The 15,888-nt window shown below is 39.6% G+C and carries 12 protein-coding genes and 1 other RNA gene; 7 read left to right on the forward strand and 6 right to left on the reverse strand.

Annotated elements, in window-relative coordinates; translation table 11 throughout:
- The first annotated feature begins 83 nt into the window (after window positions 1–83).
- Window positions 84–1,232, forward strand: a complete 1,149-nt coding sequence (locus HYG79_RS13855; protein WP_179242666.1) for a cysteine desulfurase family protein — start codon at window positions 84–86, stop codon at window positions 1,230–1,232.
- On the opposite strand, the gene HYG79_RS13860 is transcribed toward HYG79_RS13855, so the two are convergent.
- From HYG79_RS13860 to HYG79_RS13870, 3 genes are all read right to left on the reverse strand, one after another.
- Window positions 1,229–1,891: a hypothetical protein gene (locus HYG79_RS13860; RefSeq protein WP_179242667.1), complete on the reverse strand. Its 663-nt coding sequence runs from the start codon at window positions 1,889–1,891 to the stop codon at window positions 1,229–1,231. The genes HYG79_RS13855 and HYG79_RS13860 overlap by 4 nt on opposite strands.
- 84 nt (window positions 1,892–1,975) lie before the next feature.
- Window positions 1,976–4,387: a TonB-dependent receptor gene (locus HYG79_RS13865; RefSeq protein ID WP_179242668.1), complete on the reverse strand. Its 2,412-nt coding sequence runs from the start codon at window positions 4,385–4,387 to the stop codon at window positions 1,976–1,978.
- 62 nt (window positions 4,388–4,449) lie between these two features.
- Window positions 4,450–6,141 (reverse strand): M23 family metallopeptidase, encoded by a 1,692-nt coding sequence (locus HYG79_RS13870; RefSeq protein WP_179243568.1) that lies wholly within the window; start codon window positions 6,139–6,141, stop codon window positions 4,450–4,452.
- Window positions 6,142–6,332: 191 nt separating this feature from the next.
- Here HYG79_RS13870 and HYG79_RS13875 point away from each other — a divergent pair, with 191 nt between their 5' ends.
- From HYG79_RS13875 to rny, 4 genes are all read left to right on the forward strand, one after another.
- On the forward strand, window positions 6,333–6,623 hold the full coding sequence (locus tag HYG79_RS13875; RefSeq protein WP_179242669.1) for a hypothetical protein: 291 nt from the start codon (window positions 6,333–6,335) through the stop codon (window positions 6,621–6,623).
- A gap of 15 nt (window positions 6,624–6,638) precedes the next feature.
- Entirely contained in the window at window positions 6,639–6,932 is a 294-nt protein-coding gene (locus HYG79_RS13880) for a cell division protein ZapA (RefSeq protein ID WP_179242670.1), read from the forward strand.
- 54 nt (window positions 6,933–6,986) lie between these two features.
- A non-coding RNA gene (gene ssrS / locus HYG79_RS13885) (6S RNA) lies at window positions 6,987–7,096 on the forward strand.
- 47 nt (window positions 7,097–7,143) lie between these two features.
- Entirely contained in the window at window positions 7,144–8,715 is a 1,572-nt protein-coding gene (gene rny, locus HYG79_RS13890; RefSeq protein WP_179242671.1) for a ribonuclease Y, read from the forward strand.
- Window positions 8,716–8,988: 273 nt separating this feature from the next.
- Here the strand turns inward: rny and HYG79_RS13895 are convergent, their stop codons facing one another.
- On the reverse strand, window positions 8,989–9,426 hold the full coding sequence (locus HYG79_RS13895) for a hypothetical protein (RefSeq protein ID WP_179242672.1): 438 nt from the start codon (window positions 9,424–9,426) through the stop codon (window positions 8,989–8,991).
- Window positions 9,427–9,450: 24 nt separating this feature from the next.
- Window positions 9,451–11,946 (reverse strand): M14 family zinc carboxypeptidase, encoded by a 2,496-nt coding sequence (locus HYG79_RS13900; RefSeq protein ID WP_179242673.1) that lies wholly within the window; start codon window positions 11,944–11,946, stop codon window positions 9,451–9,453.
- Window positions 11,947–12,119: 173 nt separating this feature from the next.
- On the opposite strand from HYG79_RS13900, the gene bshC reads away from it, so the two are divergent.
- Together bshC and HYG79_RS13910 are read left to right on the forward strand one after the other, a co-directional pair.
- Complete coding sequence (gene bshC / locus HYG79_RS13905; protein ID WP_179242674.1) at window positions 12,120–13,724, forward strand: bacillithiol biosynthesis cysteine-adding enzyme BshC; 1,605 nt, start codon at window positions 12,120–12,122, stop codon at window positions 13,722–13,724.
- A 69-nt stretch (window positions 13,725–13,793) separates the two neighbouring features.
- The gene (locus HYG79_RS13910) at window positions 13,794–15,164 is read left to right on the forward strand and encodes a pyridoxal phosphate-dependent decarboxylase family protein (RefSeq protein ID WP_179242675.1); all 1,371 of its coding nucleotides are present in this window, start codon (window positions 13,794–13,796) and stop codon (window positions 15,162–15,164) included.
- A 12-nt stretch (window positions 15,165–15,176) separates the two neighbouring features.
- On the opposite strand, the gene HYG79_RS13915 is transcribed toward HYG79_RS13910, so the two are convergent.
- Window positions 15,177–15,722, reverse strand: coding sequence for a pyridoxamine 5'-phosphate oxidase family protein (locus HYG79_RS13915; RefSeq protein WP_179242676.1), 546 nt, complete (start codon window positions 15,720–15,722; stop codon window positions 15,177–15,179).
- Between the last annotated feature and the right edge of the window lie 166 nt (window positions 15,723–15,888).

A 15,888-nucleotide genomic window follows, 5' to 3' on the forward strand; every position in this document is an offset into this window, starting at 1 on the left:
GGGATATTCCTAGTGCTTATGTATCATTTTGGGAGAAATTAACTTTAATTGATTTAATTTTGAGAAATTTTAATTCTCTAATTATGAGAAAAGTTTACTTGGATAATGCGGCGACCACGCAGGTAAGGAAAAACGTTATAGATAAAATGCAAGAGGCGTTGGGCGATTTTTATGGCAATCCGTCCTCGACCCACAGTTACGGCCGCTCAGCCAAATCGGCCATTGAAAAGGCCAGAAAAACCATCGCCAAATATTTAAATGCCCACCCATCGGAAATTATCTTTACATCCGGAGGTACGGAAGCCGATAATATGATATTGCGATGCGCGGTTCGTGATTTAGGCATTAGAACGATCATTACTTCAAAAATAGAGCACCATGCCGTTTTGCACACTGCCGAAGAACTTGAAATAGAATATGGCATTACATTGCTTTATGTTGATTTGGATACCGATGGAAATCCAAAACACTCGCATTTAGAACAGTTATTGCAACAGAACGATACCAAAAAATTGGTAAGCCTCATGCATATAAACAACGAAATAGGCAATAAAATAGATGTTGATAGTATTAGTGAACTATGTCTACGTAACAATGCCCTTTTTCATTCCGATACGGTTCAGTCCATCGGGCATTATCCATGGGACGTACAACGGACGAAAATAGATTTTCTTACAGCTGCCGCCCATAAGTTTCATGGCCCCAAAGGCATAGGCTTTGCTTTCATCAGAAGGAATTCCGGATTAAAACCATTGATTTTCGGTGGCTCTCAGGAGCGTGGCTTTCGTGCAGGTACTGAACCTTTTCATAATATTGTGGGATTGGAAGAGGCCTTTGTTACTTCGTATGATAATCTAGAAGAAGAAAAAGCTTATGTTACTGGTCTCAAACAGTACTTTGTCGAAGAGCTAAAACGAAAATTACCTGGGGTACATTTTAATGGAAATTCCGGCAGTATTGAAAAAAGTACATATACGCTTGTGAATGTATGTTTGCCGTTTGACCCACAAAAAGCATTGATGTTATTGTTTCATTTGGATATTAAGGGGATTGCGTGCTCAAAGGGCAGTGCTTGTCAATCGGGCAGTGACAAGGGTTCCCATGTCTTGGCAGAAATTCTACCAAAAGAACGTTTGGGCAAACCTTCCCTGCGTTTTTCATTTTCTATCTATAATACCAAGGAAGAGTTGGATTATGTGATTGATGAACTTGTGGCCTTTGCCAATAGCTAGTTTTTCTTTTTTCCTTTTTTACGTTGCCTTTCCTTGTCATAAGGAAATTTTTTCGTGGCCATTTTCATCATTTTGTCTATGAGATCGTTAGTGTTTTTGCCCGATTTTTTATTGATTTTCTTCTCGTATTTCCAAAGCAACTTGCCGGTTTCACCGTCACTTATTTTGATGCCTATTCTGCCATAATCGGAATCACCGCTAAAATAATCCAACAAACTGAATTCTGTCGGCACTCCTTTGGAGAGTAAAATGTTCAAATCAAGATTGCCACTTATAACGCCATCAACATTTAAGATTCTCGCAAGCTCTTTACTGGTATATATATCTATATTCCCGTACGTAATATTGTTTTTGGCAAGAATGGCATTCGTGTTTTTGGTGTTTTGAAATTCTACTGAAAATTTCTTTCGTTTTTTCCCCCTTCCAAAATAGGTCTCCAAAGCGTCTTGTACGGCATAACCTTCCCTTTCTTCCAAGGCGTTCAATTCTTTTTTTGGGATTTTTTCCTCTAATTCCAAATTTGTGAGAAAGGGTACTATCGCCAATACCTTGTGGTCAGCACTGAGCTTATCAAACCTTCCGTTTTCATATATGTTTTTTTGGGCTTTCAGCCATATAAAACTCAGAAAACAAATAGATAATACTATAATTTTTTTCACTTGTGTAATTTTCGCCAGTTGTCTAGCATTAAATCAATTATATAAATCAGAACATGCTCAAATGCATAGGACCAACAAAGTGTTTTAAAGTTTCATTCGCAACCTTAGATTAAATACTCTGGATGTCAAAAAATTGGGTACTGCAAATTGTTGTTTGCTATCTACGTCCCTGACCCAGGTATTGGTAATTGAATTTTGATTATTGAACAGGTTAAAAATTTCAAACCCAACACTCAATTCGTCAAAACGGCGTAACCTTTCTTTTTTAGGATACTTGTTGTTTGCTTCTGCAAAAATATATGAAATTCCCAAATCGGCCCTTTTATAATCCCGTAATCTATTTTGAAAAACATAGGGGTCCGCATAACTGGGAGAACCTCCTGGAACTCCTGTACTATATATCAGGTTGAGGTACATTCTCAAATTGGATATGGTGGGTATATAATCCTGAAAAAGAATCCCCATTTTTAAACGTTGGTCGGTAGGTCTTGAGATGTATCCACGTTGGTCTATATTTTCCTTGGTCTCCAGATACCCTAGGCTTATCCAAGATTCGGTTCCAGGTACAAAGGCACCGTTCAAACGCATTTCAAATCCGTATGAATATGCTTCGGCATTGTTGCTGGCGCTATATCTAATGCGGACATCTTCTAACGTATACGGGTTTACATCGTTCAATGCCTTATAATATCCTTCGCTCAACAGTGTAAAAGGCCTGTCCCATAACAAAAAACTGTATTCGTTGCCAAGAACCAAATGAATTGACTTTTGTGCTTTCACGTTTGGGTTTACCGTTCCTGTTTCGTCTCGCAGTTCCCTGTAAAACGGTGGTTGATAATATATACCGCCTGATAACCTAAAAAGCATGTCCTTTTTCCATTCAGGTTTTATGGTTATCTGAAACCGAGGACTGAACACGGTTTGGGAAGATGTACCGTTATCTTTGGCGGTAACATACCAATGGTGCGCCCTCGCCCCGATATTGTAATATAAGGTAGAATTCTTGAACTCTTTTTGGTTCCCAATTTGTACATATGCGGAAAAACGATTTGTTGTTACAAAATTGATGGCATCTACGCCTTCAAAGGCTGTGATAGGGGCATCAAAGGGTTCTTCGGGCTGGTTATTTACAAATTCTGGGTTTGGTGGGCGAATCGAAAAACCGGCAGAGTCCAAAAATTCTGATTCCATTAATTTGTCCCTGATATCCTCATGTTTGTACGAGACACCCCATTCCAAAGCTTTGTTGTCTTTTTTGTAAATACCTTTATGAGCCAAGCTAAAAATCAGCGCATCCAAACTATTTCGTGCCCTATTGAATTGTGTTCCCAAACCACGGGTAGCGACGACCTCGCCTAATTCTTCGCTTCCTAGATCAGTATTTACCTGCCCAAGTTCGTATTGGGCGATAACATCAGAATTTTCATCTTCGATTGCGTGGTATACCGATGAAATTAGCTTTAATGTCGTATTTTCATTGGGATAGTAATTTGCCTTTAGCCCTCCAAGTGCACTGGTATACCTATTACTTTCCTCACCTTCGTAAAAGACCAGCAAGGCCTGTGGATTGTTTATAGTTCCAAAATTGGTCTGCCGTGTCAACGGTTCGTTCTCATAAATGTTCAAGGCTAGGTTACCCAAAAAGTTGAGATTAAATTTTCTTGAAAAGGTATAGGTAAGATAGCTTTGGGCATCTGCAAAAACCGGATTAAAATTAGATTGGGTCTGCTGACTGTTCACCAAAAGGCTATTGTCCCTATATCTAACTCCCGTAACGCTACTTAATCTTTTGTTTTTGGATGTTGTTTCTACGGCAATGCTCGCACCTAAAAAGCTTACATCGGCCCGTAGTCCAAAATTGGTCGGATTTTTATAGGTAATATCCAAAACCGAGGAAAGTTTGTCCCCGTATTTGGCCTGAAAACCACCGGCACTGAATTTTAGGGACTGAACCAAATCGCTGTTTACGAAACTCAAGCCCTCCTGTTGTGCGGAACGTATCAAAAATGGGCGATATACTTCTATTTCGTTAACATAGACCAAGTTTTCCTCATAATTTCCGCCCCTCACGGAGTATTGTGTGCTCAATTCATTATTAGACGTTACGCCGGGCAATAATTTCAACACATTTTCTACTCCAGCATTGGCCCCTGGAATTTTACGTACAACCTCTGGTGCTATGGTTACGATACCTTCCACATTTCTTTTGCCCGTTGGGGTAATGGTCACGCCATCAATCTGTATGGCATCGGTTTTTAGAACAGGATTGAATTCATAGGTTTCGTTAGTGGTCAGGACTAGGTTTTCCAAAACTACTTTCATATGGCCAATATGGCTAAAAATGATTTTGTTTTTTGTATCGGCAATGATTTCTAAAATATAAAATCCGTTCTCATCTGTTGAAGTGCCTATATCATTGGCGGTTATGTTTACGTTGGAAAGCGGAGTATTGTTTTCGTCCAAGACTATTCCCGTAATGGTGGCCGTTTGGCCCATCAAAGTGTATATCGAAAAAGATAGTAAAATAAATAGAAAGAGTTCAGGACACTTCAAAAGGATTATTTTCTGTAAAAACTACTCGTAAAGATAGTGGAATTACCTACGTTATCAGTTACTGTAACCTTAAGCTCGCATTGGGTCTTATCCAAAATTTTATCATCAAAATTATAGGTAATGGTATTTTTTTTGGGTTCATACTCCATAAGTATCCATTCTCCGTTTAACGTTGCCGAATATGAATCTATTCCGCTGAGGTCATCGGCAATGGTAAGGCTCAAATACTTATAATTGTTGAGCCATTGTTTTTCTTTGAAGTTTTTTGGTTTTATGACTGGGGCAATAGTATCTTTTGCCAAGGTATACGTACCCAAGTTTCTTGTTCTGGTGGTAAAGGTCTTCCCCCTTTTATAGGTTGATGCGTAACTGGGTCTTAGTTTACTGTCAAGTCTTGCAATAAAAAGTTGTTTTCTTTCCACAGGGCTATACTTTTCCGTATCAAAAGTAATGGTGAAATTTCTATGGGCAGGAACCGTGTTGTTATGTATGGTTACGGTGTCGTTGGCCTCTCTAAGGTCTATATAAAAATCCTCGTAAAAGGTACTTGCGGGAAAATAAACGCTTGCAACCCCCAAATTAAATGTGTTCGGGCGTTTGGCACTGATATAATAATCGGTTTTCTCGGTTTTACTCCTTATTTTCAGTGCTTGTTTTTTCCCTTCTACAGGAATAACCAGTTTGGTCAGATTGCCTTCAAAATCGGTCATTAAGATTTCCACATTGTAACTAAGCCCTTCCCGTACATCTATTTTACCATCATTGACCAAAGTATTGTAAATACTGAGTTTGTTGCCCGGCGAACGAAAACATTTTTGTATGCGTTGCCTGTATTTTCCAAAATGGTGGTAATCGATCAATGTGTTTATATAACGTGTTTCCCCAAAGGAGAAGGTTTCAAAATCAAAATCTGTGTACACTTTACCGTTTACCGATTGTTTAACGGCATATAGTCCATTTTTGTTTGCGGCCAAGTCTTGTCGGTCATAGGCGTTTACCCCAAAACCAATAGTTCCTGAGGCATATACCTTGTCGGCTAAAAAACTACCATCGCTTTGTTTTGAGAAATTTATTTCCATCTTTTCCGCACTTTGGTTTACCTGAGCATTTTTGGAAAGCGGATAGGCATAGAGGCTTACCAATGTAGGATCGGTGGCGTCCCGTACATCAATCCCGTAAAAAAGGGGATTGGTCGGTTTTTCCGAAATACTGCTGCGTATCTCAAAATGGAGGTGTGGCCCGGAAGAGCCCCCTGTATTGCCCGTGTAGGCTATAATACTGTCTTTTTTGACCTTTAATTCCCCAAAATCGGGAAAAAGCTCCAAGGTATATGATTTTTTATCATATTGTACCTTTTGAATGTATGCCTCAATTTCGGGAGAGAACTTTTGAAGGTGGCCGTAAACCGAGGTATACCCGTTGGGGTGTGCTACATACAGGGCTTTGCCATATCCCCAATGTGATATTTTGATGCGTGTGACGGTGCCATCGGCAATCCCATAGATAGGCAATCCTTCCCTTTGCTGTGTTTTGATATCGATTCCCCCATGAAAATGGTTGGAGCGTAATTCCCCAAAAGTACCTGCCAAGATAATCGGAACATCCAAAGGAGACCTAAAATAGTCCTTTGGATATTTTTCTTGGGCATTGATTTGACATGATAAAATAAAAAGGAGGGAAAAAAATACAGCTTTCATAAACAAATTCATTGGTACGAAAGTAGGCATTACCGTTGAATTTTTAAAGAACCCATAAATGAAATGAAGCATATTATTTTAATGTTTGACCCACAGGCAACTTAAAGTCATACTCAAAGAATAATCGGCAAAACTATTGCGAAGTAAGCTCAGGTATGTTAACTTTGTGTAAAATGCATTGATGTTCGCAAATGAGTGAATTGGTAGAAATCGTTGATTCTTTAGAGAACAAAATAAGTAAGCTGTTGCACAAATTGGAATTGTTGTCACAGACGAACCAAAAGTTGGAAAAAGAACTTATTTCTGTGAAAGGGGAATACAATACCACCAAAGACAACGTTTCCGAATGGGAGGAAAAGTATAATTCACTCAAATTGGCCAACTCAATGCTGGGCAGTAATACCAATAAAACTGAAGCAAAGCTTAAAATAAATACATTGATTAGGGAGTTGGACCATTGCATTTCCCAACTTGCCGAATAGTGTTAGCGAAATACTATGGCAGATAAGCTCAAAATAAAACTTTCTATCGCTGATCGCGTATATCCCTTGACCATTGACCCAAGTCAAGAGGAGGGGTTGCGCAAAGCCGCAAAAAACATAGAACAGTTGGCTAAGAAGTTCGAGCAAAACTATGCCGTGAGGGACAAGCAAGATGTACTCGCCATGTGTGCGCTGCAGTTTGCGTCCAAAATAGAGCAAAAAGGCATTGATTCTACGGAAAATACCAAAGAAGTCGAAGAGCGTTTAAAGGCACTTGACCATTTGGTAAATTCCAAAATAACGATATAACGTTCTTTTAAATACATAAAGTTACTGCCCACATTGGTAATTAATTTTTGACAAACTCAACACTAATTTGTTTAAGAAGGGTGAGTTTAGGTCGTAAAAGCAAGCCTTGCCCGTACAAGGATCCTTGATCGGTCTGTTAGCCCTAAACCTGTTTATTGGAGTTTGTACAAAACTCGGCCAATGTGGGTTTTTTTTATAATTTTTTTTAACTATGGATACTACAACTATAATTATCATAACCGCAATCGTTGGATTGATTATCGGTTTCATCATCGCAAAATTCCTTGAGAAAGGAAAGGCATCCAAGACGATAGCGTCGGCAAAAAAGGAAGCCGCATCAATAGTAAAAGACGCAAAAGCCGAGGGGGAGAGTATCAAAAAGGATAAAATTTTTCAGGCCAAGGAAAAGTTTTTGGAGCTAAAGGCAGAGCATGAAAAAGTTATCATCAATAAGGATAAAAAAATTGCCGAGGCCGAAAAGCGAACAAGGGACAAAGAATCCCAAATAAGCGGTGAACTGGCCAAAAACAAAAAACTCAACGAACAACTAGATTCAAAATTGAAAGAGGTTGAACATAAAAGTGAGTTTTTGGAAAAGAAACAATCCGAACTTGATAAACTGCACAAAAGCCAAGTTCAACAGTTGGAGGTTATTTCGGGGCTTTCGGCCGATGAAGCCAAAGGACAGCTTTTAGAATCTTTGAAAGATGCCGCCAAGTCAGACGCAATGGCCTTTATGCAAACAACTATGGAAGAAGCCAAATTAACGGCCCAACAAGACGCAAGAAAAATTATCATCAATACCATTCAACGTATAGGAACCGAAGAAGCCGTAGAAAATTGTGTATCTGTATTCAACATTGAATCGGACGACGTAAAAGGGCGCATCATCGGTAGGGAAGGGCGAAATATTCGTGCCTTGGAATCCGCTACCGGCGTTGAGATTATTGTTGACGACACCCCTGAAGCAATAATACTGTCCTGCTTTGATTCCGTCAGAAGGGAAGTGGCCCGTTTATCCTTGCACAAACTGGTTACCGATGGCCGTATCCATCCCGCACGAATCGAAGAGATCGTAAAGAAGACCGAAAAGCAGATAGAGCAGGAAATTGTTGAAGTAGGAAAAAGAACGGTTATTGATTTGGGTATTCACGGATTGCACCCAGAATTGATACGGGCCGTTGGCCGTATGAAGTATCGTTCCTCATACGGACAAAACCTATTGCAACACTCTAGAGAAGTCGCCAAGCTTTGTGGGGTTATGGCAGCCGAACTGGGACTCAACCCAAAATTGGCCAAGCGTGCCGGACTTTTGCACGATATAGGCAAAGTACCCAATACCGAAGCTGAAGTTGAGACGCCCCACGCTATCCTTGGTATGCAATGGGCCGAGAAATTCGGTGAAAAACCGGATGTTTGCAATGCCATAGGTGCACACCACGATGAAATAGAAATGAAAAACCTGATTTCACCCATCGTTCAAGTTTGCGATGCCATTAGCGGGGCAAGACCCGGCGCACGAAGACAGGTGTTGGATTCTTACATTCAACGTCTAAAAGATTTGGAAGAAATCGCATTTGGGTTCGGCGGGGTGCAAAAAGCCTATGCGATACAAGCAGGTAGGGAACTACGTGTAATCGTGGAAAGCGAAAAAGTGAGCGACGACAAAGCGGCACAACTGTCTTTTGAGATATCACAAAAAATACAGACCGATATGACCTATCCAGGGCAGGTTAAGGTCACGGTCATTCGTGAGACACGTGCCGTGAATGTGGCAAAATAAGAATAAGGAACCAACTCAAACAAAAAAGGAAGCCGATCGGCTTCCTTTTTTATTTTTTCAGCTATTTGTTCATCATTCCAACCCATTTTGTATTTTGTAATAATATAATATCGATATCTGATTCGAGTGATTTTGAAGAATAAAATCGTATTTCAACTCAACAGAACTATCAAGAACATTTGATCAAAATTCTTATTCTCGATAAGAATCCTTAATCATTTCAATGATACAATTCACTTGAATTGATAGAATTTCATCAAAATGGACTATGGGTTATTCTATTTTTTCAATATCGGAAACGATAAAAAAGACCGACAGTTCCATTCCGAAGTAATTTTGAATAAAAGTGGTTCCTGTTATTTTTAGTTTATCCCCTTTTTGAAATTCGATTACTGTATCGGCTTTATCTTTTTCAATAACGAAAAAATCTCCACTCTCTTCATTGGTTAGCGCATTGGAATTATTATTTCCATCGGAGTTCGTGCATTGAAAAAAATACATTTTTTTAACCTTTTTTGGCTTTCGGTACCCATTCGCATATCCTTCCTTAAAATATACCCCTTCAATCGTAACTGGGCAATCCTTGTAGTCTTTGGCGAATGCAGAACTCATTACTTTTTTGTAGTTTTCCGTTTTTGGCTCGGGACAATCTTGTGAAAAAATTGAGCAAGCGGTCAATAAGCATAAGGTTAGCAATATTTTTGATCTCATAATATTTAGTTTTTGACGATTATATTAATTTACCATAAACAGGGCATTGGCGAAGAACAGTTTTCCGTTTTCCCAAAACCCTCTAAATAAGGGGTTGTCGACCATATAAATCACTTTTCCCTTACCATGGTTTTCTACGCCATAAATCAATGTTTTCCCTATTTTCTTTTGTGCTTCGCTACCCGCAAACCCTGCAACCGGCATTGTGTCGGCATCTAGGTAAACCACGTTACCGTTCTCAAGATAATCATAAGTGTCAGCGCCTAATTTTAAGGTAAAATAAGTGTTGTCATACCCATAGGCCAAAGGATGTGTGGTATCCACTTTGGTTTTAAATATGGCTCCCGTAATCGCTTGTTTTATATTTTCCCTTTGGGTTTGCTCATGAATCCTGATTTCGATTTTCGTGGTATCTTTTTCTATTTTTTTGGTTTTGATCTTAAAACCTTTTTCTCCGTCTATACCCTTAATGGCCCCTCCCATGGCAATTAATTTCCCTCCATTGGCAACCCATTCCTTCAAATCACTTAATTTGTCTTTTTTCAAAAATTGCTGATAACCATAGCCATCTGGTAATATCAAAATATCGTATGCCGAGAAATCAACCCTATTCATATAATCGGTGTCGATTACCGTTATGGGATAATGCAATTGTTGTTCAAAAAAATGCCAAATTTCCCCAAAGCGAAGAGTAGAGGTCGGCTCACCGGAAAGCACAGCTACTTTGCTATCGGGAATTACCTCTACATAAGAAGAGCCAAAGTCTTTGCCTTGTTCAACAAAACCGGTATTGGTCGATGTAAGCTCAACAAAGCTATTCCTTAAAACAGACTTTAATGTGCCTACGAAGTCTTTGTGGTTCTGATTGTCGGCTTTAGTTATGATAAGACTTCCCCTCTTAAAAGGTTTACCATCTATTTTAAAAGGCTTGTTCGCTTTACGCACACGTATTTTGTTTTTTATTAAATCGGTCAAAAATCGGGCATCGTCCATACTGTTCCAATCGGTTATGTACGCATAAGCATTTTCATTAATCTGGGTTCTAGGCTTTCCTGCGTATATATCAACGATTTTATCTTCAACTTTAGAGTTGCTTTTTCCTGATGTCATTGTAGCCGGGACTAAGCTTTCCGAAGCAATTGCATCTAAGCCATACGCATAGGGCAAAGACCAAGCTGTGATGTCATAGGTGAGGCTGTCCGTAAGTTTGGCATTGGGCTCAAACAGCACCTTTACCAAAGTGCCCTTGGGCTGATTGGTAGAAACGACCAGGCTACCTTCACTATTTCGCAGACTTGTATTTCGACCAAGTTTATAATCAAAACCCCTAACCGATTCCGCATTCGATACCCCATATTCAATATCATGCTGTATCAAGAGCCGTTTAAGTGCAGTCAATTTATCCTTATCGCCACTCAAAACATAACTTTTATACTTAAAGTCTTTATTTTGGTAGAATTTTTTAAACTCTGTATTTAGCTTTTCGGCATTGTTGGCCGCCACTTCTACCGTAGAGAGACCGGTCGTATGATGATGTGATATTCTATCATTTAAGGTCAAGGTATCGCCAATACTTGTCAAAACACCCAATCCCGCACGCCCGCTTCCGCCTTGTTCATAGGTCATGCCTATACCACCGTTGTATGTAGGGTAAGTATCGCCATAGCTCGGGTAAAACAGGTCAAATACTTCTTTTGTAAAATAGAACCAACCGTTGGCATCAAAATATTTAGCATGGTTTTTTCCGATAGTGGTCTGAAATTCTCTTTGAAACGGGGTAATGACTTCATGAAATGGCTCAGCTGCAGGGGCAAAGTAATACGGGTTGTCCACACCTTGCTCATGAAAATCTACATGCACGTGGGGCAACCACTTATTGAACTGCTTTAAACGCTGTTGGCTTTCCACTTGTGTCAACCAGGCCCAATCCCGGTTTAAATCGAACATGTAATGGTTGCTACGCCCGCTCCACCAACCTTCGTGATGTTCAATACTGTTCGGATCAATGTTGTTGGGCGTATTTTTATATTGATTGTACCAATTTACATAACGGTCTCGCCCATCCGGATTGATACAGGGGTCCATAATAACAATGGTGTTCTCCAAGTAATCGGACTTGCTTGTCAATAGCTCGTACAACGTTTGCATAGATGCTTCTGTACTCACGCTTTCGTTACCATGCACATTGTAGCTCAACCACACAATGGCTTTGGACGGGTTGCTCTCTCCAGTGGTATTTTTTATATGTTCCTTACGGATATTATCCAAATCTTTCATATTTGTTTCTGAGGAGACATAGGCCAAAAGCAAGGGTCTTTTTTCATTGGTTTTACCATATTCCATTAATTGCATATGGCCAGGAGCGGTTTTGGCAACATATTCATAATAGTCCACCACTTGATGGTGTCTAGTAAACCGTGTACCGAGCTCGTAACCTAAAAACTGGGAGGGTGATTGTAACTCTTGTGCAATCGAGATTGAAAAAAATAAAAAAAAGAAGGAACGTAAAAACAGTTTCATTTGTTTTGGTTTGGATTTGTAAGGAATCAAATCTAATAATAAATGACGTAATTCTCTTTTCACAGGCACAGTATTTTGACGATTTGAAAACACATCGTTTTAAGTAATTAACGTATTTTTAGTAATTCGCCGAAGCAAGAGTTTTATATTTACGTTGTTATTTTAACAAGCTTATGAAAGTTGATTGTTTGCCCTTTAGAAAAACGGGCTACTTTTCTGATATAATTTGTGATTATTTAGATGAAGAAGATAGTCTAAAACCCTTTTATAACAGGTTTCCATCCGTCCAAAATTTTGAAGGTCAAATTACTGAAAAAGCAAAAACCTTCCCCGATAAAAATAGGGAGGTTCTTTACGATGCACTGCAAAATCAATACAAAGGTTTTACGGTTTCCAAAAAAACACAAGAAAACCTAAGACAGTTAAAGGAACCCATTACTTTTACCGTGGTCACGGGGCATCAATTAAATTTGTTCACGGGGCCTTTGTATTTTCTCTATAAGATAATATCCACCATTAATCTTACCAAACAACTCAAAGAAGCCTATCCCAAATACAACTTTGTACCTGTATATTGGATGGCGACCGAAGATCACGATTTTGATGAAATCAATTACTTCAACTTTAAGGGGAAAAAAATACAGTGGAACAAAGATGTCTCGGGAGCCGTAGGTCATTTGAGTACGGATGGGCTTGATGACGTGCTCGATATTTTTTCGAACGTGATAGGGTCAAGCAACAATGCCCAAAGGTTAAAAGAGCTTTTTAAAAATGCTTACGTGAAGCACAAAAACCTTACAGGGGCTACACGGTATTTGGCGAACGAACTTTTTGCCGATCACGGTTTGGTGATCGTAGATGGGGACGATAATGGATTAAAGCGATTACTGATACCGTATGCCGAAAAGGATATATTCGAAAACATACCTTTTATATCGGTAACCGAAACGATTTCGCAACTTGAAGTTTTGCCTAAATCCTACGCAATTCAGGTAAACCCCCGAGAAATCAATTATTTTTATTTGATTGACGGTGTTCGCGAACGTATTGTAGAAGCCGATGGAAGATATGGCGTAAACGGAAAAAAAATTTCTTGGAGCAAAGAGGAGTTAATGAAGGAGCTCAATGATTTTCCGGAACGTTTTTCTCCCAATGTAATCTCACGTCCATTATATCAAGAGGTTATATTGCCCAATCTATGCTATATTGGTGGGGGCGGGGAGCTGGCCTATTGGTTGGAGCTAAAGCATATGTTTGGTAAAATGGGAGTTCCCTTCCCGATATTGTTACTTCGTAATTCCGCTCTCATCATTACGGAAAAGCAAGATGAGAAGCTTAATAAAATGGACCTTTCTACGACCGACTTATTTTTAAAACAAAGTAGTTTCATCAATAAAAAAATCAGGGAAATCTCTAATATCGATATTGATTTTTCCTCTCAAAAACAGCTTTTGGAAAATCAGTTCAAAGAAATGTACGAATTGGCGGAGAAAACCGATAAATCTTTCTTAGGGGCTGTAAGAGCGCAAGAGGTAAAGCAAAAAAAAGGCTTGGATAATTTGGAAAAACGATTGTTACGGGCTCAAAAACGAAAATTGAAAGACCAAGTACAACGTATGACGGAAATTCAAAACGAGCTATTTCCTGCAAAATCCCTGCAGGAACGTACTCTTAATTTTTCCGAACTATATCTAGAAATGGGTGAAGAGCTCATCCCTAATCTTGTAAGAGCCTTAAATCCCCTTTCATTGGAGTTTGCCATTTTGACCACAAAATAGTTTAATTTCCTCTTGACACCTATTTATAATTTATAGATAACAATACATATCTATTTAAACACAAATTACATGCATACTATTGATATGGAGTTGGTCGAGATGACCTTGGACGTAATGAAATATGTGCTAGGCCGCATAAGCAGTACTTCACCAGAGTTGGGACAGCCCAAAAAAGCTGAGGAACTCAAAAAATTGGTAGGCGAAACCATCACGGATAAAGGTATAGGGGGAGAGAAAGCCTTTAATTTGTTTAAAGAAGTGCTGATGAAGGCTACCGTACCCATTGACCATCCCCGGCATTTGGCCTTTGTACCTGCCTCACCTACCAGGGCGTCGATAATGTTTGATTTGGTAACTTCTGCCTCCAGTATTCACGGGGCCTATTGGATGGAAGGTGCAGGTGGTATCTTTTGCGAAAACGAAGCCATGAAATGGTTGGTGTCGCTCACAGGGTTGCCCAAAAATGCTTTTGGTGTTTTTACCAGTGGCGGTACTGCAGCCAACCTTTCCGCAATGGTGGCCGCTCGAGAGCAATGGAGAAAAAAAACCGAAAACCAAAATAGGAAAGGACTTATCATAACATCGGTAGGGGCACATTCATCTATCAAGGCTATGGCCAAAGTGATGGATGTAGACGTACACTTGGTAGATACAGAAGACTTAATGACTGCCGATTTTCTCGACCAAAAAATACATAGCTTGGCCATTGATGATCGTAAGCGGCTTTTCGCGGTTGTGGCGACCGGGGGCACCACCAATGCAGGAATAATTGATGATCTTTTGGGTATTGCGGATATTTGTGGGGAACATAATTTATGGTTTCATGTTGATGCGGCGTATGGGGGTGGCGCATTGGCAGCAGACTCTGTTCGGCATTTGTTCAACGGAATAGAACGTGCGGATAGCATTACTATTGACCCGCACAAGTGGTTGTTTTCTCCATACGACTGTGGTGCGGTCATCTATAAAGATCCAGAGCAAGCAAAAAAAGCGCACTCGCAACAGGGTTCTTACCTCGAAATTTTTAAGGACGAAGGAGCACATGGTTTTAATCCGTCCGATTATCAAATACAGCTCACACGAAGGGTGCGGGGCCTACCTTTGTGGTTTTCGTTGGCAATGCATGGGACGGACAGGTACAAAGCGGCAGTGGAACGAGGTTTGGAGCTAGCCATATTGGCCGGTCATATGATCGGTAAAAATCCCGTTTTGGAACTGGTCAGGGAGCCAAGTTTGTCCTGCGTGCTTTTTAGGCGCAAAGGATGGTCTCCCGACGATTACAGAAATTGGACCTACAAAAATCATAGGGAAGGTCTGGCATTGGTAACACCTACAAAATGGAAGCAGGGTAAAAACCATGAAACGGTATCCCGATTCTGTTTTATCAATCCGGATACTACCGAAGATGATATTCGTGTTATTTTGGATAGTATGATGTAAGTAGACTGTGCCTTATGGCACCAAAAAATCGCTTTCCCATATATTATCTACTTTGGAAAACCTGATTCTGATATGGTTGGGTCGCTTCAACTTTAAATATTCAATTTTAAAGGGTTCGATTTCAACCATGCAAAAATGATTTTCGTTGGAGAGATACTCTACATTATCCGGATTTTTGATAATATTTCCCGGGGCTTTGGTAGTGGTATAATCTTTTCGGCTACTGGGCTGAACACCACTCCAATATTTTTGAAGGGCCAGTTCATTGGAAATAATCGCGGCCAACCCTTCAACCTTAACTTGCAATAGTTTTTTAGGATGATAAAAAAGCAAGCTAACGTTGGGGTTTTCCTTAATGTGGGTTACCTTTTTGGAGCGTTCATCGGTATAAAAAATAATTTTTGTTTGTTTTTCGACCCTGCGAAGTACAACCGTTCGCAAACGGGCCACCTTATCCAAACCTATTGTAGCCAAGGTAAAATACCTAAATGGATGCCCTTTTTTAGAGGCTCCTTTTTGTATTTCGTCATTCAATTCTTCCCAAAAATTATCGGTCATCAATTTTTTTTAATAAAAATACAAAAATGTGGTAGGGTATTTTTAATCTGTGTTGTTATATAGGAAATTGCTGTGAAAAAAGAATTAGCAATTAATAATAAGTTCATGTGTTTAGGTTGGTTTTGACTTAAGAAAAAAGCCGTGATGTAGGGTCACGGCTTTTATT

Origin of the sequence: Costertonia aggregata (genome assembly GCF_013402795.1) — a bacterium.
Lineage (GTDB): Bacteria > Bacteroidota > Bacteroidia > Flavobacteriales > Flavobacteriaceae > Costertonia > Costertonia aggregata.

Bases quoted from the DNA above. Each gene is read 5' to 3' on its own strand.
- HYG79_RS13855 (WP_179242666.1), top strand. From the start codon at position 84: ATGAGAAAAGTTTACTTGGATAATGCGGCGACCACGCAGGTAAGGAAA.
- HYG79_RS13865 (WP_179242668.1), bottom strand. From the start codon at position 4,387: ATGGGCCAAACGGCCACCATTACGGGAATAGTCTTGGACGAAAACAAT.
- HYG79_RS13870 (WP_179243568.1), bottom strand. From the start codon at position 6,141: ATGAAAGCTGTATTTTTTTCCCTCCTTTTTATTTTATCATGTCAAATC.
- HYG79_RS13875 (WP_179242669.1), top strand. From the start codon at position 6,333: ATGAGTGAATTGGTAGAAATCGTTGATTCTTTAGAGAACAAAATAAGT.
- HYG79_RS13880 (WP_179242670.1), top strand. From the start codon at position 6,639: ATGGCAGATAAGCTCAAAATAAAACTTTCTATCGCTGATCGCGTATAT.
- rny (WP_179242671.1), top strand. From the start codon at position 7,144: ATGGATACTACAACTATAATTATCATAACCGCAATCGTTGGATTGATT.
- HYG79_RS13895 (WP_179242672.1), bottom strand. From the start codon at position 9,426: ATGAGATCAAAAATATTGCTAACCTTATGCTTATTGACCGCTTGCTCA.
- HYG79_RS13900 (WP_179242673.1), bottom strand. From the start codon at position 11,946: ATGAAACTGTTTTTACGTTCCTTCTTTTTTTTATTTTTTTCAATCTCG.
- bshC (WP_179242674.1), top strand. From the start codon at position 12,120: ATGAAAGTTGATTGTTTGCCCTTTAGAAAAACGGGCTACTTTTCTGAT.
- HYG79_RS13910 (WP_179242675.1), top strand. From the start codon at position 13,794: ATGCATACTATTGATATGGAGTTGGTCGAGATGACCTTGGACGTAATG.
- HYG79_RS13915 (WP_179242676.1), bottom strand. From the start codon at position 15,722: ATGACCGATAATTTTTGGGAAGAATTGAATGACGAAATACAAAAAGGA.